The following is a 21,318-nucleotide window of genomic DNA, read 5'->3' as shown; positions in this document are numbered from 1 at the left end:
TAGAAAAATTTTTGATCCTTCCTAATTATTTGTGAAAATAATCAGAGGGCTTTCAAACTCCCAAATCTGCACTGTCATATACACAACAACCGATTTTTTAACCTCCACCAAACTCTCTGAGAACATCCCGCTATCTCTCGATTGCGGAGTGCAAAGGTAACAGAATCCAACAACTTACCAAAACTTATTTTATTAAAAATAAGTGACGTTTGTATGTTTAACATAACCGGTTTCAAATAAAGCATAACACCTCATCCTCAACCACTCTGCTACCCCAAATCCTCAATGTACCATCCGCATTTACTTCCTTTGCGGGTTGCAAAAGTAGAAAGTTATTTCATCCCTGCAAAGAAGTTTTTTAAAATAATTAAAACAATCCGATAACTCCATGATTAAGAGATACAAAATTATTTGAAACCTATTCTTTCTAAAATTATACATTCACATAATGTACTTTTGAGATTGTATGAGTTCAAAATTGCCACCAGCTTTTATCCGTTCATTGAGGGATAACTACCAATTAGAAGAAGAATCGTTTTTAAAATCCCTTAGCAATTCGTCTCCGGTAACCTCTATACGCCTTAATCCTTATAAACCTGCTTCTATATATAATAGTGCAGAAAGAGTTTTGTGGTGTGATCAAGGAAGATATTTATCGGAGAGACCCTTTTTTACAGCAGATCCCTTATTCCATGCCGGTTGCTACTACGTGCAGGAAGCGTCTTCCATGTTCCTGGAGCATGTTTTAAAAAATTCACTTGATTTAAATAAAAAGCTAACTGTACTGGACCTTTGTGCAGCTCCAGGCGGTAAAAGCACTTTGATAAGTTCCTTACTTACTGCACAAAGTTTACTTGTTGCAAATGAAATTATAAAAACCCGTGTACCTATTTTAGCAGACAATCTAAGTAAATGGGGCAAGGAAAATGTTTTTGTAAGCAATAACGACCCGAGAGATTTTCAAAAACTGACAGGCTTGTTTGATGCAGTAGTAATAGATGCTCCATGTTCAGGATCAGGAATGTGGCGAAAAGACCCTGATTCAATTAATGAATGGTCTGAAAGTGCTGTTCAATTATGCAGTCAGCGGCAAAAGCGGATTCTGGCTGATATTTACCCATCTATTAATAAAGACGGAATATTAATTTATTCTACCTGCTCCTACTCAAAAGAAGAAAATGAAGAGATTTCCGACTGGCTATGCGAAAATTTTGATTTATCCAGCATTAGAATACCTGTTGCAGAGGATTGGGGAATAATTGAAACTCTGTCAGAAAAACAGAAATGCCATGGATATCGTTTCTATCCTCACAAAGTGAGAGGTGAAGGTTTTTTTATCGCCTGTTTTAAAAAGAATGATAGTACCGGTAACTCAGAAGTTAAAAATCCAAGGAAAAACATTCAAAGTTCTAAGGAAGAAGAGTTACTTAAAATGTGGATAAACTCAGATCCGGACATCTCAATCAAGCTGATCAATGATAGTTATTTTGCGATAAGAACAGAACATATTGGCTATTTGCATCTATTACAATCTAAGCTATATCTTAAAAAATCAGGAGTCAGGTTAGGGAAAATTATGGGCAAAGACCTCATTCCGGATCATGAGCTTGCATTAAGTCTCCTATTAAATCCCGGTGTAAAAAAAATAAATATTGACCGGGACCAGGCTTTAACGTATTTAAAACGGAATGAAATTAAAATAGAAACAGATTATATCGGCTGGGCGGTTATCTGTTACCAGGATAAAGCATTGGGATGGGCCAAGATTCTGCACAATAGAATAAACAACTATTATCCAAAAGAATTAAGAATTGTAAATCAAAATATCACTTAGATGTTTAGTATTGACCGGTAGAAAGCATCACCAGCGTACAGGCCTCAATTGTCTCAATATTATTTTTTCTGGCAAGCTCCTCTAATTCCAAGTTTTCTGTACCCGGATTGAAAATAATGCGCTTGGGATTTGTTTGAATAATGTAATCGAAGTATTCATCCTGATGCTGCGGACCAATATATAAAGTTATTGTATCCACATTTGAATGAATCATCTCCGGTTTTTCAATGCCAACCCCTGCAACTTCCCCGGATTTTATTCCTACGTTAATAATTTCATGTCCGTATTTTACGAGTCGATGTGCCGCAAGATTGGCATATCTTGATGGATTAATAGTAGCTCCTATTATAAGTGTCTTTTTCATCAGTAGTTATTTTATCAAATTGATATTTCCCGGGAATGATATTCTAATAAGAATTGATTTTGGTTCAATTTCATATTATTTAACTTAAACTTTTCATAATTGCATCAGCGCAATTCATTCCATCAATAGCTGCAGAAACTATGCCACCTGCATATCCGGCTCCTTCACCACAAGGGAAAAGTCCTTTAATCTGTGGATGCTGTAAGGTTTCTTTACTTCTTGGAATTCTTACCGGAGAGGATGTTCTTGATTCTACACCTACCAAAATTGCTTCATTGGTAAAATAACCGTTCATTTTTTTACCGAATAAGGGCAAGGCTTTCCGTAAACGCTGATGAATGAACTCAGGCAATATAGAATTCAAATCTGCACTTTTTGTTCCCGGCAGGTACGAATTAACGGGCAAATCGGCAGATACTTTACCATTCACAAAATCAACCATACGCTGTGCTGGAGCAACTAAATTGCCTCCGCCAGCTATAAAAGCCGCTTGTTCTATATCCGTTTGGAATTTCAACAATCTAAAAGGATCATTTTCAGGACCCACAACGTCTTCCAGATTAATCTGAACCACAGTTCCTGAATTGGCAAATGGATTGTTCCGTTTGGAAGGCGACCATCCATTTACAACAATTTCGTTTGCGTTTGTTGAGCATGGAGCAATAATTCCACCGGGACACATGCAGAAAGAAAACACTCCGCGATCATCAACCTGTTCTACAAAACTGTAATTAGACGGAGGCAAATATGGGCCTCTTACATCACAATGGTATTGAGCTTGATCTATTATTTCCTGCGGATGTTCTATCCGGACGCCTAAAGCAAAAGGTTTGGCTTCCAGCAAAATATCATGTTTACGCAACAGGAATAAAATATCATGAGCCGAATGACCAGTTGCAAGTAATATTGCATCGGCCATAAAAACCTGATCATTGCTACAGGAAACACCTTTTAAAACCCGGTCTCTGATAATTAAATCGGTTACTTTACAGTCAAAATAAACTTCTCCTCCAGCATTTTGTATGCTATCGCGAATACTGCTAATAATCTGCGGAAGCTTATTAGTTCCAATATGCGGGCGGGCATCAATTAAAATATCTTCAGTTGCGCCATGTGTTACAAAAGTTTGCAAAACCTGCTGAACATCTCCACGTTTATTAGACCGGGTATATAATTTCCCATCAGAATAAGTTCCTGCACCGCCTTCACCAAAGCAATAATTAGACTCCGGATTGATCAAACCCTGTTTATTTATAGCGGCAAGATCCCGGCGACGCTGTTTAACATTTTTTCCCCTCTCTAAAATTATTGGCTTAAGTCCAAGTTCGATGCAACGAAGAGCAGCAAATAGACCTGCCGGACCGGCACCTATTATAATAACCGGCTTTTTATCCTTAACATTTTGATATTTTAATTCGACTGAGGCGTAATCCGGATTTTCATTAATAAAAACCCTGACTTTTAGCCGAAATACTACTTTTCTGCTGCGGGCATCAATGGATCTTTTTAAAATCTGTACATGATTTATTTCATCCAAATTAATTTTCAGCAATTTTGCTGATGTCTTTCGAAGAAGCGAAAGATCATTTATTTCCTCAGGAAGAAGAACTAAATCTATTTCTTTTATCATAATAATGCCGGGTTTTTATCCCGGATTTGTAACAAAGGTATGAAAATTGCTTTCTAAGCTGTAAATTGAAAAAAATTAGAAACCTTATTATGAAAAGAATTTTTTATACACTTATCGCTCTATTTGCGATTACTTCTTTAAGTTCCTGCGGCTATAATAGCATGGTACAATTAGATGAGCAAGTACAATCTCAATGGGCTCAGGTAGAAAACGTATACCAGCGTCGTGCAGATTTGATTCCAAATCTTGTTGCTTCTGTAAAAGGTGCAGCTAATTTTGAGCAGGAAACTTTAACTCAGGTAATTGAAGCCCGTGCTAAAGCAAGTTCGGTACAGGTTGACCCAACTAAATTAACGCCGGAATCCATTCAGAAATTTCAGGAAGCACAGGGTCAGTTAAGTCAGTCTTTGGGACGTTTACTCGTAACTGTAGAAAGATATCCAGAACTAAAAGCCAACCAAAACTTTTTAGAACTTCAATCTCAATTAGAAGGTACAGAGAATAGAATTACAGTAGAGCGTCAAAAATTCAATACAGTAACTCAGGATTATAATTCTAAAATCCGCACATTCCCAAATAATTTAACAGCGGGTTTGTTCGGATTCCAAAAGAAAGGTTATTTCCAGGCCGAAGCAGGTTCGAACAAACCACCTAAAGTTGAATTTTAATATTTTAAGATCATTTCTTTATATCAGTATCCATGAAAGTTTTTAGCGAAGAGGAACAAAAACAGATCAGCGAAGCTATTGAAACTTCGGAACGGTTCACGTCCGGAGAAATTAGAGTTTGCGTTGAAAAAACCTGCAGCGAACCTGTTTTAGATCGTGCTGCAAATTATTTCAGGAAATTGGGTATGGACCAAACCGCTTTACGCAATGGAGTTTTGATATATGTTTCTACCAATGATCATCAGTTTGCTATTATAGGAGACGCCGGTATTAATAAGGTAGTCCCGTCAAATTTCTGGGATAGCACAAAGGATATGATGCTATCCCATTTTAAACAAGGAAATTTATCAGAAGGAATTATTGCAGGAATAAAATTAGCTGCAGAACAATTAAGAATTTACTTTCCATACCTGGAAGGTGATAAAAATGAACTTCCGAATGACATTTCATTTATGGATGGCAACTAATCCAAAACCATATTCAGGCACCTTCAAATGATTATAAGAAATTTCTTTTTAATTGCTTTTCTTTTATTTACAGGATTAGCAACTCAGGCCCAAACTTTTCCCGAACAACCCAATCGTCTGGTTAATGACTATACCAATACGTTAAGTGCAGATCAAATAAATAGTCTTGAGCAAAAATTGGTTGCTTTTGATGATTCTACTTCTACACAAATTGCTGTTGTTCTTATAAAATCCCTTGAAGGCTATGATGTAGCTGACTATGGCGTTCGTTTAGCAGAAAAATGGGGTATTGGTGGCAAAAAGAACAATAACGGCGTTTTGCTTTTAGTTTCTTTAGGAGATAGAAAAGTAACAATACAAACAGGTTATGGCGTAGAAGGAGCGCTTTCGGATGCAATTTCACGCCGCATTATTGAAAATGAAATCACACCAAATTTTAAAAATGGCCAATACTTCGAAGGACTGGATGCCGGAACTTCAGCCATTATTTCTTATACAAAGGGTGAATATAAAGATGCCCGGCCTAAAAGTAAAGGCAAATCAGGCAATTCCGGAATTATAGTCTTTTTAATCATTATGGCAATTATTTTCATCATCTCAAAAAAAGGTGGTGGCGGCGGAAGTCAAGTAATTGGCGGCCGTGGAGCAGCAAGTCCAATCTGGTGGATGTTGATGGGATCAGGAATGGGCCGAAGCAGTGGCGGAGGATTCGGCGGTAGTGGTGGCGGATTTGGTGTTGGCGGCGGCGGAGGTTTCGGCGGATTCGGCGGCGGCAGCTTTGGCGGTGGCGGAGCAAGCGGAAGCTGGTAATATCTTATTAAAATTTTGGTATAATTTGATGCAGGAGCTAAAATGGAAGTTACTAACCTCAGAGTATGTATTTAAAGATACCTGGGCAACCCTACGGTCTGATACCTGCAGAATGCCTTCCGGGAAAATCATAAAACCTTATTATGTTCTTGAATATCCTGATTGGGTAAATGCAGTTGCTCTTACCCATGATAATCAGGTAATTCTCATCAAACAATATCGTCATGCGGCACAGGAAGTAATTTTAGAAATCCCGGGAGGCTGTATCGATAAGGGCGAAAGTCCGGAAGACGCGGTTAAGCGGGAATTATTGGAAGAAACAGGTTACGTTTTCGAACGTATTGAATTTTTAACTTCCCTGTATGCAAATCCCGCCACTGGCAATAATAAAACTCATTGTTTTCTGGCTACCGGCGGCAGAAAAATTCAGGAACAGAATTTGGATGGCGGCGAAGAGATTGTGGTAGAACTCGTCAGTACAAAAGAATTAAAAGGGTTATTGCTGGATAATAAAATCGGCCAGGCTTTACATTCAAGTGGAATTTTTTATGCGCTTATGCATTTAAAGTTAATTGTTTAAGCTTAATCCCAATCAAGCTTATTGGTAAAAATTCAACTAAAATCCAATAAACTAATCACAATTTTCCTTTCTGCGGGTATCAATCAGGTAAACAATTTTCCATTTGTTATCCTGCTTTACCAGCTGAAAAGAATTCACGCCGCAATGGCTGAATTTATCACCAACATAAAACTTATAGCTAGTCCAAACACTGGCAAGTTCGGCGTCAATCAAAATTTCATCAAATGTTATTCGTTCATCATAAACTTCAGAATGAGGGGTAGCTATTGACTTTAAGAAGTTCAGAGGTTCATAACGCACTACGTTTATCTGGCCCTGTCTTTTCGAAATTGTCTGCATAATCATTCCTTTAGAAAATGTTGAACTCACCATTGAGCTATCTCCCTTTCGCATTCCTTCAAATAACTGATTAATTACTTTTTTTACAGATTCAGTTTCAGAATTTTTAACCTGAGCGGATAAAATACCTGTACTGAATAAAATGGCAGCTAATGTTAAAATTATTTTCATGATTTGAACTTACAAAAAAACCCGTTGAGCTTTAACTTAACAGGTTCTAATAATAATTACATATTGGTGATTAACTCATTTTTAATTTTTTCTGAATATCAGCTACGTATCCTTTAAATTTTTTGTCGGTATCTATCAGATCATCTACAGTCTGGCAGGCATAAATCACGGTTGAATGATCTCTTCCTCCAAAAAACGCACCGATAGACTTTAGTGATGTTTTGGTATGAAGTTTTGCCAGATACATAGAAATTTGACGAGCCTGAACAATTTCACGTTTGCGTGTTTTAGATTTTACCATTTCAATAGGAACTTCAAAATACTCGCAAACAAGCTTTTGAATATACTCCATAGATATCTCTTTACTGGAGTTTTTAATGAAATTTTTAAGCATTGATTTGGCCAGATTCAAATCAATTTCCTTTTTATTAAGTGTAGATTGAGCTAATAATGATACCATCGCACCTTCAAGTTCGCGAACGTTGTTATCAATATTATGAGCAACATATTCAATAACTTCTCCGGGCAATTCAATTCCGTCAGAATACATTTTCTTTTTCAGGATAGCCATACGGGTTTCCAGATCCGGAATCTGAAGATCAGCAGAAAGTCCCCACTTAAACCGTGATAACAACCGTTCTTCTAAACCCGACAAATCTTTTGGAGCCTTGTCAGAAGTGATGATCAGTTGTTTACCGGATTGGTGCAGATGATTGAATATATGAAAGAAAATGTCCTGTGTTTTCTCTTTACCTGCAAAATTATGAACATCATCCATAATAAGCACATCCATTGCCTGGTAAAAATTTACAAAGTCATTAATATTATTATTCTTTAATGCATCTACAAACTGCTGGGTAAACTTCTCGCAGGATACATATAGAACCAGCTTGTCTGTCAATGTTCTTTTAATTTCATTACCAATAGCCTGGGCCAGGTGGGTTTTACCCAATCCAACCACTCCGTAAATCATTAAGGGATTAAAAGAAGTTCCACCTGGTTTTGCAGCTACTGCATAGCCTGCCGAACGAGCTAAACGATTGCAATCTCCTTCGATAAAATTCTCGAACGTGTAATTCTGATTTAGTTGCGGATCAACCTGTAATTTCTTCAGTCCGGGAATTACAAATGGATTTTTAATATCCTTGTTTAGAGATACCGGCATTGGCATAGACTGATTTTTACCTTCAGCTCCGTTGCCATTGGAAGGCATATTGGTTGTGTAAGGTTTATTATTTGATGATTTTTCAACAACAATATTATATTCCAGTCTTCCTTCTTCACCCAGCTGTTTCTTTACAGTTTTGCGTAACAGGCCAACATAATGCTCTTCGAGCCATTCGTAAAAAAATAAACTTGGTACCTGTATGGTTAATACATTACCCTCAAGTCTTAAGGCTTTAATAGGTTCGAACCAGGTTTTAAAACTCTGGGCCGGTATGTTATCCTTAATAATCTGAAGACAGTTATTCCAAACATTTGTACAAGCTTTTTCCATATAAATTTATTAATAATCTGATTTACAAGCACTGGAGGAGGGAATGTTAATAACCTTCCAGAACTCCGAAGATTGACAAAATATTCTGTTTAAAAAACAAAAATTTGACATTTATGTTAAGTCGCTTATTATTAGAATTATAGACTTAAATCTCATTAAATATCGATCAAAAAATAACCTGTTTTGAACCTGAATTTGCGCTGCTAATATTTATTAACATAGTAACGTTACTTACGCATTTACATTGCTAATACAGGTGTTTTAGGCAATATATTCCAGATTTTATACTCATAAAAGTTCGATATTATTTATACCCAATACAAGCACAATCTGTAACAAATTATAAACACTCTGTTTCAACAGAGGTTATGCTTTAGGTATAAAACGGGTGCAATTTCGGATCAATATTCTCCAAATTCCTGGCGCAGAATGTCCGCAATTTCTCCTAATGTGGCATAGGCTTCAACTGCTGATAAAATAAAAGGCATGGTGTTAGAACCATCTTTTGCAGCGGCCGATAATTTTCTCAAAGTTTGATCGACCAGCAGGTTATCCCGCTCCTCTTTTAGCTTGTTAAGCTTATCCGTTTGAAGCTGTCGGATGGAATCATCAACACGGAAAACTTCGGGATGAATTCCCTGATGATCAACATATTTATTCACCCCAACTAAAATCCGATCAGCACTTTCAATATCTTTCTGATATTGGTAAGCTGCATCTGCAATTTCATTCTGAATATAGCCGGCTTCAATCGCATTTACAGAGCCGCCCATAGCATCTATGGTTTCTATATATTTCCAGGCAGCCGCCTCTATTTCATCAGTTAAAGATTCTACAAAATACGATCCCGCTAATGGATCGACAGTATCAGTTACCCCGCTTTCAAAAGCAATAATTTGCTGTGTCCGAAGCGCAATCTTTGCCGCGGCTTCTGTTGGTAATGAAAGTGCTTCGTCATATCCGTTGGTATGAAGAGACTGAGTTCCTCCCAAAACTGCTGCTAAAGCCTGGTTGCTTACCCGCATAATATTATTCATGGGCTGCTGGGCGGTCAGCGTAGAACCGCCGGTTTGGGTATGAAATCTCAGTTTCTGAGCCCCGGCATCTGTTGCCCCAAGGTCTTTGGTAATAAATGCCCACATTCTTCGTGCAGCTCTGAATTTGGATATCTCTTCAAAAAAATTATTGTGACAATTAAAAAAGAAGGATAATCGCTTTGCGAAAACATTTATATCTAATCCCGTATCAATAGCGGCCTTTAAATAAGCTTTGCCATTGGCAAGAGTAAAAGCCAGTTCCTGAACGGCAGTAGAACCGGCTTCGCGAATATGATAACCGGAAATGGATATAGTGTTCCATTTAGGGACTTCTTTACTGCAATATTCAAAAACATCCGTAATTAAACGCATGGAGGCTTTCGGCGGATAAATATAGGTTCCGCGGGCGGCGTATTCTTTTAAAATATCGTTTTGTATCGTACCCGAAATCAATTCCAGATTGGCGCCTTGTTTTTTTGCCAATGCGATGTACATTGCCAGTAAAATTGGTGCAGTGGCATTAATGGTCATGGAGCTGGTCACCTTTTGGAGATCAATTCCATCAAAAAGAATTTCGATATCCTTTAATGAATCAATTGCCACACCTACCTTCCCTACTTCCCCTTCAGACATTTCATGATCTGAATCATACCCAATCTGAGTGGGCAAATCAAATGCGACCGACAGGCCCATTGTTCCCTGACTTAATAAATAATGATAACGCTTGTTAGACTCTTCAGCAGTAGAAAAGCCGGCATATTGGCGCATGGTCCATAAGCGGCCACGATACATATCCTTTTGAATTCCCCTGGTATATGGATATTCGCCCGGAAGTTCTATGTTCTGCCTTCCTTCTGTATAAACCTCTTTTATGTTAATTCCGGATGTGGTACTGAATTTCTTATCACTCATTATTTTAAAATAATTGCTGAATATCTCTTTTAACAATTTTCAGAGCTTCGTCATATGGGTTTGCTGTGTCGAGCTTTGCCAAATGTGTTAAAATAACACGACTTAATTCTACTGACGATGCATTTTCGGGCAAACCATGAACCGCGTTATTAATCATCCCAACAGTTTCATCTTTCATTTTTTGAACAGTAGCCCATGCCGTATAACTCACATAAATTTGCTGGGTTATATTATGCTGGTATTCTTCCCGTATATCCGACAAAATCATATTCTGCATCTCCCGGGCACTCATTCCGGCAAGATGAAGTCTCAGCAGCATATTAGAAGGATTGATACGTTCCAGAAAAAGTGTAATGCGTTCGTAAGCTTGTAAACGCAGTGGCAGAGTTTGTTCAAAACCAGGTTTTATAACGGCTGTTTTCTTCTCCAAAGCCTGTAATACAAACTCTCGTACAAAATACCACGCGGCAAAAAATATTAAAATCCCTGAAATTGAAAATTTCAATATATCTGAAAAAAAAGCTAATCCTATCATCGTAAATTTGTTATCAATTGGTCACAAAGCCATGCTCGCAAACAAAAGTCTGCATTTTAGCTTATATTTGACCTACTATTTTGAAAGAATTATGAGTACAGATACAGCTTCATTAGTTGCTCCGGTTGTGCTAACCGAAGGAGCCAAAAAAGAAATAATAAAATTAATGTCGCAGCAGGAATTGGGCGAAGAATACGGATTACGTCTGGGTGTTGAAGGAGGCGGTTGTGCAGGAATGAATTATATTCTTGGTTTTGACCAGAAAAAAGATGGGGATCAGGAATATTTGATTGATCAAATTAAGGTTTATATGCATAAAGCCCATGGTTTATATCTTGTTGGAATGCAGGTTGATTTTCAGGATGGCTTAAATGCAAGGGGTTTTACATTCAGTAATCCCAATGCCAGCAGCACCTGCGGTTGCGGAACCTCATTTTCAGTTTAAAAAACTGTAACATTTAACCGGGTCCTGCTGTCATAACAGCAGGACTTTTTTATAATAGGCTATGGCAACAACAATGGGGTATTCTGAAAATCTGAAGGTGGCTTTGCAATCTGTGAAAAGCAATAAACTTCGGACATTTTTAACCGCCATCATAATTGCCATCGGATTAACTGCCCTGGTGGGAATTTTAACTTCTATTGATGCGATAGAAGGCTCTTTAAACAATACATTTTCGAGTATGGGCGCCAATTCTTTCACCATTCGTAACCGTGGTATCGGAATCAGAATAGGAGGCGGAGGCGAGCGGCCCAAAAGATTTACTCCTATTACTTACGAAGAAGCTCTAAATTTTAAAAGTTCATTTAATTTTCCGGCGATGGTTTCTGTAAATACCTTTGCTTCATTTGCCGCTACAGCAAAAGTCGGAAATCAAAAAACAAATCCTAATATTTCGGTTTTAGGAGCAGATGAGAACTATTTGCTAACCGGTGGATATAAATTGGCATTGGGAAGAAATTTCTCTCAGGCAGAATTAGAGTTTGGAAGCGGTGTAGTAATTATTGGAAATGAGGTGAAAACTCGATTATTTAAAGACTCTGACCCCATCAACAAAATCATCACGGTAGGAAACAATAAATTTAAAGTGATTGGTGTATTTGCTGAAAAAGGTTCAAGTATGGGTTTTGGAGGCGATAAGGTTTGCGTAGTGCCCTTGTTAAAGGCAAAACAAATAATGACCATCCCGAATCCTTCTTATACGATTTCGGTAATTGCTGAAGATCCGCTTCACATGGAATCTGCTATTGGTGAATCAACAGGATTATTCAGGAATATCAGACGATTAAGCGCCGCACAGGAAAATAATTTTGAAATTTCAAAGAGTGATGCGATAGCCCAGACATTGGTTGATAATTTAAAATTTGTCCGTATCGGCGGAATTACAATAGGAGCCATCACCCTGATTGGTGCCGCAATTGCACTGATGAATATCATGATTGTTTCTGTAACAGAACGTACCCGGGAAATAGGAATCCGCAAAGCAATAGGTGCAACTCCCGTTATTATACGCCGTCAATTTTTGATTGAAGCTACTGTTATTTGTTTAATGGGAGGCGTTACCGGAGTTTTTCTGGGAATATTAATCGGAAATTTATTATCCATGGTAATGGGCGGATCTTTTATTATGCCATGGGGATGGACAGCTTTAGGCCTGGGATTATGTATTGGAGTAGGCTTGTTATCCGGATTATACCCCGCAGTTAAAGCATCGAAACTCGATCCGGTGGAGTCGCTGCGCTACGAATAAAATATTTTTCCTTCCAAATTCTTTCTGCACCATATTTGTATTATACAGAATATGCTGATCGGAAGAAGGGAACTGGCTAGAAAACACGTTCAGAGAAAACTCATATATAAGCTGAGAATATTTTTCATAATCATGCTTGTTATGACCGGAATATATTCTACGACATTTACAACTCAATTATCGGGTTGAAATTTAATAACCAATCAATACATGCGCATTAGCAAGAATTTTTAAATGTCTTTAGTCTAAAATGGAATTTCGATTTCTTAATGAAGCTGAATATCTATTTTTATAAATGACTTTACAATTTTTTTGACTCAATCTAGTAAATCAATTTTGCACTATTATAAACATGCATTGTACTATGAAGACGAGAATATAAATAATCTTAAAAAAGATAATTGAAATCATATTAACTGAAAAATCTAATACTTGAGGGCTTAATCTAGGTGAATTGTCATTCTTTTTGATGTAGATTTTCCCCACAATATAGAAAATTACTAGCTCAATTAAAAAATGAAACACTAATATAAAACGTTCCAAAGGCATTAAAAAGCTTAATGAGAATCTATCAAGATGAGCCAAAATCACCAGTAAAAAAAATGCTAAAAATCAAAATTATATTCGGCTTTATCTTTCTAGATCTATTCAATAATGAATAAACAAAAAAGTCAGCTATTGCTATTATTAGAATATAAATTAATTTCATAATGATTTTAATTTGATTTATTCGACCCAACGTTTAATAAGAAGTACGTGCCCACTATGCCGCTAGTTCAACTAGCTGGCCCTATAACCCATGGAGAGTTTTGTGAAGTCTAAACTTCAACTCTTAATATATTTCTGGGCAGGATCTGAATAATGTATCGTATTTTTAGAGTGGCTAATTATCTTTTCAGGGATATTTTTATACTGATTACACTGTTTCCCTGATCTCCAGTAATTAACCTTTCCAATTTTTTGATCACTTCGTGTTTACTGTTGTCTTATTTCAATTACTTCTCAACTTTTGCTGTGGGTTTTGCAGTTGAAAGAAAAGCAGTAGCAGATATGAGCTGAATAATAAACCTGCATGCTTTGGGTCTTTTCATCATGGAAAGGGCAGTGCATCCTTAATTTTTTATCAGGCTTAAATGTTAATGGCTGAGCAACTGCACAAGTGTGAACTGACTTTTTATTTCCGTATTTTTGATCAATCACAAGAACATTAGTCCGTAACCTTCCCGTCATTCTTTTGGTATAGCCGTATATTGATTTATGACATTTACGATCCGAACACCGGGAGATTAGGGTTTATTTCCGTACAATTTTGTCCATACTCGTTTAAACTCATGTTTACATAATTGGAAGCCTAAATATAAACCCAAGCTTAGCCAAAACATATAACCTGCAATTTCTTTAGGTAAAACATATAGTAAATAATTTTTATTAACAATGTAAATGGCAATGTTTAGAATAAAATTAAATGCTATTATGCCTTCATAAATACTTAACCGCTTCCACATTATATACTTCTCTTTCTTTTGATATAAAACTTCATTAATGTTGAAATTAGAAACAATATTATAGTTAGAATCAGAAATACTATAATTATAGTATTAAAATCCTTAAAATACTTTTCAAAAAATGTATCAATAATAGCCACAGCCCCACAACTATATGCCGATATGTTTGAAAGCTTACGCCATAATTTTATATCTCTCATTCTATTAAGGTCTTTTTATATATGGTTTAACAACAGTGGTATTGTCTCGAGGAACTATAATAGGCGGAGTGAAGCTACTCTTAAGTTTATCGTAAAGTCTATAGGCGCCAAAAACCAATAGTCCTGCTTTTACTGCACCATTCCAACCCGGGGGCAGATTCTTTGGATCAAATCCCGTAGGTGGATTATTTATAGGATTTTGAGATGGCGGCATATGAGTGGTCGTCAACTTTGAAGGATCGCCAAACCCTGGATTTTGAGGCATATTGGATAGGGCTTGATAAGCAGCAAAAACAGTTATCCCTACCATAACAACTTCTCCAACTGGTGTTGGCTCAACTAAAGCTACTCCCCAACCTGTCGCTAATCCTGCTCCCTTGTTGACACTCTCTATTTTTTGGCCAACAACCACCGCTTCATCAACTGAAGCTGTAGCATACTGGCCTATTGACACTTCGATTTGATCTCCAGCTCTGACATTAGCGGTGCTATTAATCCCTATCGTATCCAATCCTAGTGGGTCAATATATTTTAGCGGGTTATTTAATGTGTAATTATATGGCGTAATTCCATTATGGTTTTCTGCCATGGGATCTATCATAGCCCACCTCCCAATCACCGGATCATAAAACCTGGCACCGTAATCATACTGTCCTAATTCCGCCTGTAATTCTTTGCCATTATAAAGATACTTATTACCCCCTCCTAAACTTAATTCTACGCCGGGCATTTCCATGCCAAAAGGATAATAACTACTTTCCTGAATAATCCGGGCAGTTTGAGAATTTGGATAAGCATCAATAGTGACCCGGGTATTGCCTAAATGATCTTTCAAATTATATTCATAAATGTAATTACTACCGCTTTTACGAGCTCGGCCTTCTGATGTTTGAACAGAGCTGATTAATCCATTTGTGTATTCAATGCCTTGGATATAATCCATTTTAAAGATATTAGTTCCATTTGTAAATTTCTTCTGTAATTTATTACCCAACCGGTCATAAATATATTCCAGCTTTTTGGCTGGAGAAGTTGTCCAAGTAATTACTAAAGGTTGGTTCAAATGATTATAAATCATTGAAATAATTCCTTTGTTCATATCCGTTTTCTGGTTGCCATTAGCATCGTAAGTATATTCAGAAGCACTTTGAACTGGATCATTAAATCCCATTACTTTTTCAGAGCTTGAACTCACATCGTCAATGCGAATATATCGGTTGCCACTATAAATAAAACGTAAACTATCAATTTGTTGTTTATTATTTATCTTACCATATCGTCCCAGACTTTGAATATTACCCATAACATCGTATTGAATATATTCACTATAGCTACCATCCTTTACTCCGTTGGAAGTTGATACTGCTTCAATTAATCGATTGAGTTTATCATAGCGGAAATCGTAGGATAATTTGGGACTTAAGATGCGGGACGTTTTCCAAGTCATTTGACCAATGTTGCCATTAAATTGGGTCAAGAGGGCATTCTGGTAATTAATCTCCATACCGAACTGGTCGTTGCTATCATCATTTACTCCTGGTTGGATGTTCAATGAGCTATTATTGATATTATTCAACCACCCTCGGGCATTATATCGGTAATCTATGCTCTGTAAAAAATTAGCACCCGCATCTAAAGAATGCAGTTTTTTATCAATAACCTGACCTAATTCATTATAAGTATTCTGGAATAGGATCACTTCAGCATCCGTGCCCGTTTTTTGTTTATTAGATATCAATCTTCCCTGATGGTCATAAAAATAGTTATTCAGAATTGATAAAGACTGTCCACTCGGCCCCGTGTGGTCTCTCTGAGTTTTAATAACCTGCCCAATAAAGTTATAGATGTAATTGGTCACATCCTTGCCTACCAGATGATGACCGATATGATTCTGAATAACACGGCCATACTGATCATAATAGTACACACTCCACAAAGTGGTCGAACTGTTACTACTCCAGTTTTTGCTAACTGTAAGCAAACCTTTAACTTGAAGACTTTGCGCATTTTCGGAATAGTTTGTAAAGGAATAATTTACAGGAAACCCCGGAACTGTATAATTATCGTAATAATTTACCGTATAAAAATTGACTGCATTCATCGGCCATGAGTTGTTTGCATATTCTCCGCTGGAAAGGCGGCTTTCCCAAAGAAGCGATTCATTATCAATCAAAGCTTGTAAATTCCTCCTGTTAATGGCTATATTTCCGTTATCCCACCAGCCGCTCATCACCAAGCGGCCTAATGCATCGTATTTGGTGAAGCTCCATTGCTTTTTGGCAAGTTGTACCTGATCCTGAGTTGCAACAACTTGATCCAATTTATTATATACTATATATTCCCAACCCTTACCGGGACTTTTTTTTTCAATTAATCGGTTCCATCCATCGTATCGATACTGAAAAGCGAAATCATCTATCACACTTGATATAGGATTACTATTGTTATCTGGATTTACCCCTGGCGGCAATACAAAGCTCAGATTGCCCAAATCATCATATATATAATAGGTACTAAGTTTAGTAGTTTCAGACTGCCAAGTCCTTTTTAATACTATTTTTCCATCTTTATCTTTATATTCTTCGACTATGCCTGCTCGCCCGTTTATCCAGTTTTCATCTTTAATAATAGTTAAAAACAACTCATTGGCTGAATAGTATCCGGTTCCCCCTAAAGCACGATGATGTTCATTGCCCGAGACAGTAACAGGATTAGCACTGTAAAATCTAACTGGATAAATCCCTGCAGAATTAGTGTTTGACAAATATTCCGTCAAAACAGTGCGACCGGAATTTGATGTCCTATTGCCTGGTTGCCATTCATTCCCCGGGTAGCCCTGTTCCTTTACCCTGTTTAAAAGCGAATTTTCGAATCTAGTTTCTGCAAATGGGGTTGAAATTGGTTTTACACCCGGGTTAGAACTGTTATAAAAGGCTCTTAAACCAGTATTAATTTCTAGTGCATCTGATTTATAGCTACCATTGTTAATATTACTACTATATGGAAGATATTTATATTGTTCTCTTCCAAATGCATCATAAGCATAGGGTTGAACAATATCATTATAATTTGGGCTTCCCTTTAAGATTAGGTTTTGTAATGGACGTCCTAAATCATCAATATACTGGATTGTGGTACTCACCTTATCAATTTCAGCACTATTTGTATTTAAAGACAATTCATCACTGATTTGAGTGAGAGGAATTCTGATTCGGACATAGTTTTGATCAAGAGATTGAGCATGTACAAAATAAAAATTAAATAATTGAAAAAAAACCACATAAAATGCAGTAAATATTTTTGTATTAGTTATGCAAATTTTCATATTATGAATTTTTCAGTATTTCATTTATTTTATAAAAGAAATGTCGATCAGGTTTTGCCCTATTCACAAACAGGTATCTGACTGAAGGCCGTATTATGAGAAAGGTTCTGATTAAGGCGATATACTTCTATCCCATTTTCATAAAGAATTATATCAAAAGTCACATTTTGTGACGCGTTAGATCCATAGTAATTAATTTTAGCTGTGGCAGTGGACCCGTTTCTTACAAAATTAGACAGGCTCGCTGAGCCTCCTGTCCCTCCTATGTTGTTTATAACAGCTGAATAAGATTTCACTGGATTTAAATTTACAAAGCTTACACCATATCTTACTCCGCAGCCAAAATTATCATTGCAACTTCCTGATGTTCTGCACTGTAAATTAGGTGAGCCAATTGATGGCAAAGCAACGCACGTTCCAACCAAATTTGCATTGACCGGACCATTTAAATTTAGATCATTAAGTGCCATTTGATCTGCATGTACTTTCGATATATATGAAATATGTTTACCCGCCGGTATTGTATATAAAACTAGTGGCCCAGAAGCAAAACCGCTGCCGCAATCAGATTTAGGGAAATTACCTGATAGGGCTGTATTGGAATAACTTATTGCTCCTGGAACTGGGCAACCAATCAAATTCCCTTTATAATTGTAGCAAAAATTTTTCAGAATAAATCCGTTGTGATCTTTAATGCTTTTTATGCGATTAAAATCATCATATTCATAATAAGTGATGGTTCCCTTTGAATCCGTTTCACTGGTCATTCCGATTAAAGGTTTATAGGTAAATGTTTTTACCTGAACACTTGTGCTGGATAAAGAATGACGTATTTTATTAAGTTCAGTACGGATTGCCAAATCTGTTAAATTAGGGTTATTTAATATGGACTGATCAATTAATGAAGTAACTGTTTCGTAATCTGCTCCAGTCAATTCAGCTACAATATATTGGTTATTATACCCTCTTATAATTGAAGAATATATATTTGATGAATGACTTGGATTTCGATATTCGAGTATATTTCCTTTGTCATCATATTTAGAATAATTTATATCATATGAAATAAGGGAATCAACCTTAAAATTTTCAACAGTTCCATTCCATTCAATATTGGCTTTCTTATACGAAACAAATGGTATAGGTGCAATTAATTTTAGCCTACCCTCAAAAACTGGACTAACAAATTTCCCAGATGCTACACTACCATACTGGATTATTTTTGCTGAAATAATATTATTTTCAGAACCTTTGGAAATTGATTCAATAATTTCGATCGGTTTTGATATTATGTTCTTCCCAATCATATAAGATAATGGATTACTAGTTGATGTATTACCACTGCTGACAAAATCTTGTGGATAACGAAAACTGGTTTTCATTGTTTCTCCCTTACTATTTAAGTAAGATTTTTCTTCAAGAGTTAAGTATACTGGATCATATATCGTATAATTAACTACAGAAGTAATAGGAGCCGGAGAGTAAGTTTTAGTAGTTTCACTTTTCTTTTGCACCAAGCCTGATAAGGTAACTAGCCCTTTAGCAAATTGAAAGGATAATTCTGGCACAGTTAAAACGTTTTGAGTCCACAGAGTTCTGGCCATATGTCTTATTGACACTGCATAAGTAGTTTCACTTTCAGAAATTATCGAATTATTATTGTAGAATTTTGTACTCTTAGGCAATGATCTGGCAAAATCATAGCTTGTAGAAGGACCAATTTGATTATCTCCTATACCATAATTAATACCTAGATTATCTGGATAGTCTAAGTGAGATGTAAATGAGTGATCAGTCCTAATTAAGCCTCCTATTGTTTCTCGAACATTAAAATAATAGATTGGTGTTAATGAAATTGAATTAAATGGATCTGATTTATAAATTTTATAATTCGAAGTTGCAGTTGAATTCTGAGGCCATGGTAGTGCAGGAATTGTTACATCTAACGTCAAAAAGTAATTGTTTATCGGAGCTAGAGCAACACCGCTTGATATGTTTGGATTGTCAAAACTGTCATAATTATATACCTTAACAACTGAAGGACTGAAACTTGATGAATCAACAAGACGCCTTAGCCGAATTCCCCCATATGCTTTTTTACCAATATTTATTCCATTCTCTGTTGTTTTCTCCCTTATATAACTGTATTGATTTTGTTCATATTCAAAAGTTGTAGCTCCCCCTGTAGGATAAATTATCGTTTTCAAAGTCCCCAAAACTGTATTTAAAAAATTTGGCAGTCTGTTAGAATTGTAAGGGGCTACTGGAATTAGTTCTGTATTATTCGCTCCATTATAATACCCCCAATAATCAATATCATAAACATTAGTATTAGTAGGAACTCCATCATTGTAGTAATTAAAAGAATAAATTTCATTCACAGATTCATTTATTGAAATTGTTTTAAGTTCTTCTAATAAAGGATATTTGAGATTATTTGAATACTTTAATACATATTTTTTGATCAGAATACCATTAGATTTTGATAATGAAATTCCATTCAAATTATGTAAACTATTGCTATTAAAGTTGTCGTATCCCATATCGATTACCCAATTTGTTCCTATAATTTGGGTTAATAGATTTTCCGATGAAACATTATTGGTATTAATTAAATCAAAATCGTAAAATAAATTTCCACTATTTTTAGCGATGTAATAAGTTGATAAAGATTGAGAAACCCGACGCCTATTTTCTTTTATATCACCTCCTGCCGTGCTTTTATAATCATTTGTATAAATAAATTTCATAATGTTTCCATATGTATCTTCAATTTCTTTTAAATACCATGATGAAATAACGGATTCAGAACGACTATAAGGCACTTTAGGTGAAGAACTTTGAGAATAAGAAAATTCTACATTTTTGATAGGATGAGTTACCTCAGAAATAGTTTTTGAAGGATCTCCAAAACGGTATATGGTACCGTCATCAGCAGTAATTATAAACCCATAAATATTATCAAAAGAACCATTAGAAACAGGAGGAGAAGTATTTATTATTGAATAATCTATTTTCATTTTCTTATCAGAGACAATATGTGGCAATCCATCATCTCCAAAAAAGAATTTACCAGAATACTGCCCAAATGAAAAATAAAAAATATCAGGTTCTCCATCACACAATCCTTGACTAAAGCAAGAGGGGCATAGATCACCGGAACAATTTAAAGAACCGTCCAAATTCAGTAAATTTTTAACAGCTGAACTAGAATACAAATATCCTTTTTTTCCATTAAAAGAATTTTTTTCATCTGGAATATCTTTTACAATGCGTGTAATTACTCCACCCGCTTTCAAAGCCCACCCTAGACCAACTATTCCAGGTTGATCTGAGGGTTTAAATCCACTATAATTATAACTTAACGAAATGGGCAAATTTAGGAATCCTTCATTTATATTCATCAACGGTATATCAACGTTGGGCAATCCTGAACTTAAATTAACAGGAATTTCACCATACTTTCCAATAGAAGAAGCTTGGGGAGAAGGGTAAATAACTTTAGGTAACATTGTTTGAGCAACTAAAATCTGCACTTTTAAGAGTACAATAGTTATAGTTAATATAATCCAGGTTAAGTTTTTTATCATTTTTCTATATTTAATACAATTGCCTTTGCTCAGCTATTATTAAAATAAAGTATAGAGTTTAGGTTGAAATGAATGGTTTCGGAATTAGTATTGAATTTAAAA

Annotated in this window: 16 protein-coding genes; 7 read left to right on the top strand and 9 right to left on the bottom strand. The window is 36.0% G+C overall.

Annotated features, from left to right (window positions below):
- Nucleotides 1-466 precede the first annotated feature (466 nt).
- A complete protein-coding gene (locus G521_RS0107395) occupies nucleotides 467-1,834 on the top strand; it encodes a methyltransferase RsmF C-terminal domain-like protein (RefSeq protein ID WP_026897974.1) in 1,368 nt (455 codons plus the stop codon).
- A 4-nt stretch (nucleotides 1,835-1,838) separates the two neighbouring features.
- On the opposite strand, the gene G521_RS0107390 is transcribed toward G521_RS0107395, so the two are convergent.
- Together G521_RS0107390 and G521_RS0107385 are read right to left on the bottom strand one after the other, a co-directional pair.
- Nucleotides 1,839-2,198, bottom strand: a complete 360-nt coding sequence (locus G521_RS0107390) for a CoA-binding protein (RefSeq protein ID WP_026897973.1) — start codon at nucleotides 2,196-2,198, stop codon at nucleotides 1,839-1,841.
- Nucleotides 2,199-2,277: 79 nt separating this feature from the next.
- Nucleotides 2,278-3,828 (bottom strand): NAD(P)/FAD-dependent oxidoreductase, encoded by a 1,551-nt coding sequence (locus tag G521_RS0107385; RefSeq protein ID WP_026897972.1) that lies wholly within the window; start codon nucleotides 3,826-3,828, stop codon nucleotides 2,278-2,280.
- Nucleotides 3,829-3,917: 89 nt separating this feature from the next.
- Here G521_RS0107385 and G521_RS0107380 point away from each other — a divergent pair, with 89 nt between their 5' ends.
- The 4 genes from G521_RS0107380 to G521_RS0107365 are packed head-to-tail and all read left to right on the top strand — an operon-like array spanning nucleotide 3,918 to nucleotide 6,353.
- Nucleotides 3,918-4,496, top strand: coding sequence for a LemA family protein (locus tag G521_RS0107380; RefSeq protein WP_026897971.1), 579 nt, complete (start codon nucleotides 3,918-3,920; stop codon nucleotides 4,494-4,496).
- A gap of 32 nt (nucleotides 4,497-4,528) precedes the next feature.
- A complete protein-coding gene (locus G521_RS0107375) occupies nucleotides 4,529-4,963 on the top strand; it encodes a TPM domain-containing protein (protein WP_026897970.1) in 435 nt (144 codons plus the stop codon).
- Between the two features lie 27 nt (nucleotides 4,964-4,990).
- Complete coding sequence (locus G521_RS0107370) at nucleotides 4,991-5,773, top strand: TPM domain-containing protein (RefSeq protein WP_026897969.1); 783 nt, start codon at nucleotides 4,991-4,993, stop codon at nucleotides 5,771-5,773.
- 28 nt (nucleotides 5,774-5,801) lie between these two features.
- Complete coding sequence (locus G521_RS0107365) at nucleotides 5,802-6,353, top strand: NUDIX hydrolase (RefSeq protein WP_036678317.1); 552 nt, start codon at nucleotides 5,802-5,804, stop codon at nucleotides 6,351-6,353.
- A gap of 51 nt (nucleotides 6,354-6,404) precedes the next feature.
- Here the strand turns inward: G521_RS0107365 and G521_RS0107360 are convergent, their stop codons facing one another.
- From G521_RS0107360 to G521_RS0107345, 4 genes are all read right to left on the bottom strand, one after another.
- The gene (locus tag G521_RS0107360; RefSeq protein WP_026897967.1) at nucleotides 6,405-6,863 is read right to left on the bottom strand and encodes a nuclear transport factor 2 family protein; all 459 of its coding nucleotides are present in this window, start codon (nucleotides 6,861-6,863) and stop codon (nucleotides 6,405-6,407) included.
- A 70-nt stretch (nucleotides 6,864-6,933) separates the two neighbouring features.
- Nucleotides 6,934-8,361, bottom strand: coding sequence for a chromosomal replication initiator protein DnaA (gene dnaA, locus G521_RS0107355; protein WP_026897966.1), 1,428 nt, complete (start codon nucleotides 8,359-8,361; stop codon nucleotides 6,934-6,936).
- A 401-nt stretch (nucleotides 8,362-8,762) separates the two neighbouring features.
- The gene (locus G521_RS0107350) at nucleotides 8,763-10,310 is read right to left on the bottom strand and encodes an acyl-CoA mutase large subunit family protein (protein WP_026897965.1); all 1,548 of its coding nucleotides are present in this window, start codon (nucleotides 10,308-10,310) and stop codon (nucleotides 8,763-8,765) included.
- A gap of 4 nt (nucleotides 10,311-10,314) precedes the next feature.
- On the bottom strand, nucleotides 10,315-10,845 hold the full coding sequence (locus tag G521_RS0107345) for a DUF7935 family protein (RefSeq protein ID WP_026897964.1): 531 nt from the start codon (nucleotides 10,843-10,845) through the stop codon (nucleotides 10,315-10,317).
- A gap of 91 nt (nucleotides 10,846-10,936) precedes the next feature.
- On the opposite strand from G521_RS0107345, the gene G521_RS0107340 reads away from it, so the two are divergent.
- Together G521_RS0107340 and G521_RS0107335 are read left to right on the top strand one after the other, a co-directional pair.
- Nucleotides 10,937-11,290 carry a HesB/IscA family protein gene (locus G521_RS0107340; RefSeq protein WP_026897963.1) on the top strand — a complete coding sequence of 118 codons (354 nt, stop codon included), beginning with the start codon at nucleotides 10,937-10,939 and terminating at the stop codon, nucleotides 11,288-11,290.
- A gap of 61 nt (nucleotides 11,291-11,351) precedes the next feature.
- Nucleotides 11,352-12,596, top strand: coding sequence for an ABC transporter permease (locus G521_RS0107335; RefSeq protein ID WP_036678313.1), 1,245 nt, complete (start codon nucleotides 11,352-11,354; stop codon nucleotides 12,594-12,596).
- Nucleotides 12,597-13,598: 1,002 nt separating this feature from the next.
- Here the strand turns inward: G521_RS0107335 and G521_RS18490 are convergent.
- The 3 genes from G521_RS18490 to G521_RS0107315 form a co-directional block, all read right to left on the bottom strand.
- Complete coding sequence (locus tag G521_RS18490; RefSeq protein WP_407637156.1) at nucleotides 13,599-13,706, bottom strand: CHC2 zinc finger domain-containing protein; 108 nt, start codon at nucleotides 13,704-13,706, stop codon at nucleotides 13,599-13,601.
- Between the two features lie 599 nt (nucleotides 13,707-14,305).
- Nucleotides 14,306-17,626, bottom strand: a complete 3,321-nt coding sequence (locus G521_RS0107320; protein ID WP_026897959.1) for a DUF6443 domain-containing protein — start codon at nucleotides 17,624-17,626, stop codon at nucleotides 14,306-14,308.
- A gap of 59 nt (nucleotides 17,627-17,685) precedes the next feature.
- On the bottom strand, nucleotides 17,686-21,216 hold the full coding sequence (locus G521_RS0107315; RefSeq protein WP_026897958.1) for a DUF5977 domain-containing protein: 3,531 nt from the start codon (nucleotides 21,214-21,216) through the stop codon (nucleotides 17,686-17,688).
- Nucleotides 21,217-21,318 lie beyond the last annotated feature (102 nt).

This window comes from Daejeonella oryzae DSM 19973, from assembly GCF_000422945.1.
In the GTDB taxonomy this organism is placed as follows: domain Bacteria; phylum Bacteroidota; class Bacteroidia; order Sphingobacteriales; family Sphingobacteriaceae; genus Daejeonella; species Daejeonella oryzae.
Note: the sequence above shows the minus strand (reverse complement) of the source record. Positions and strands in the feature narration are given on the sequence as shown.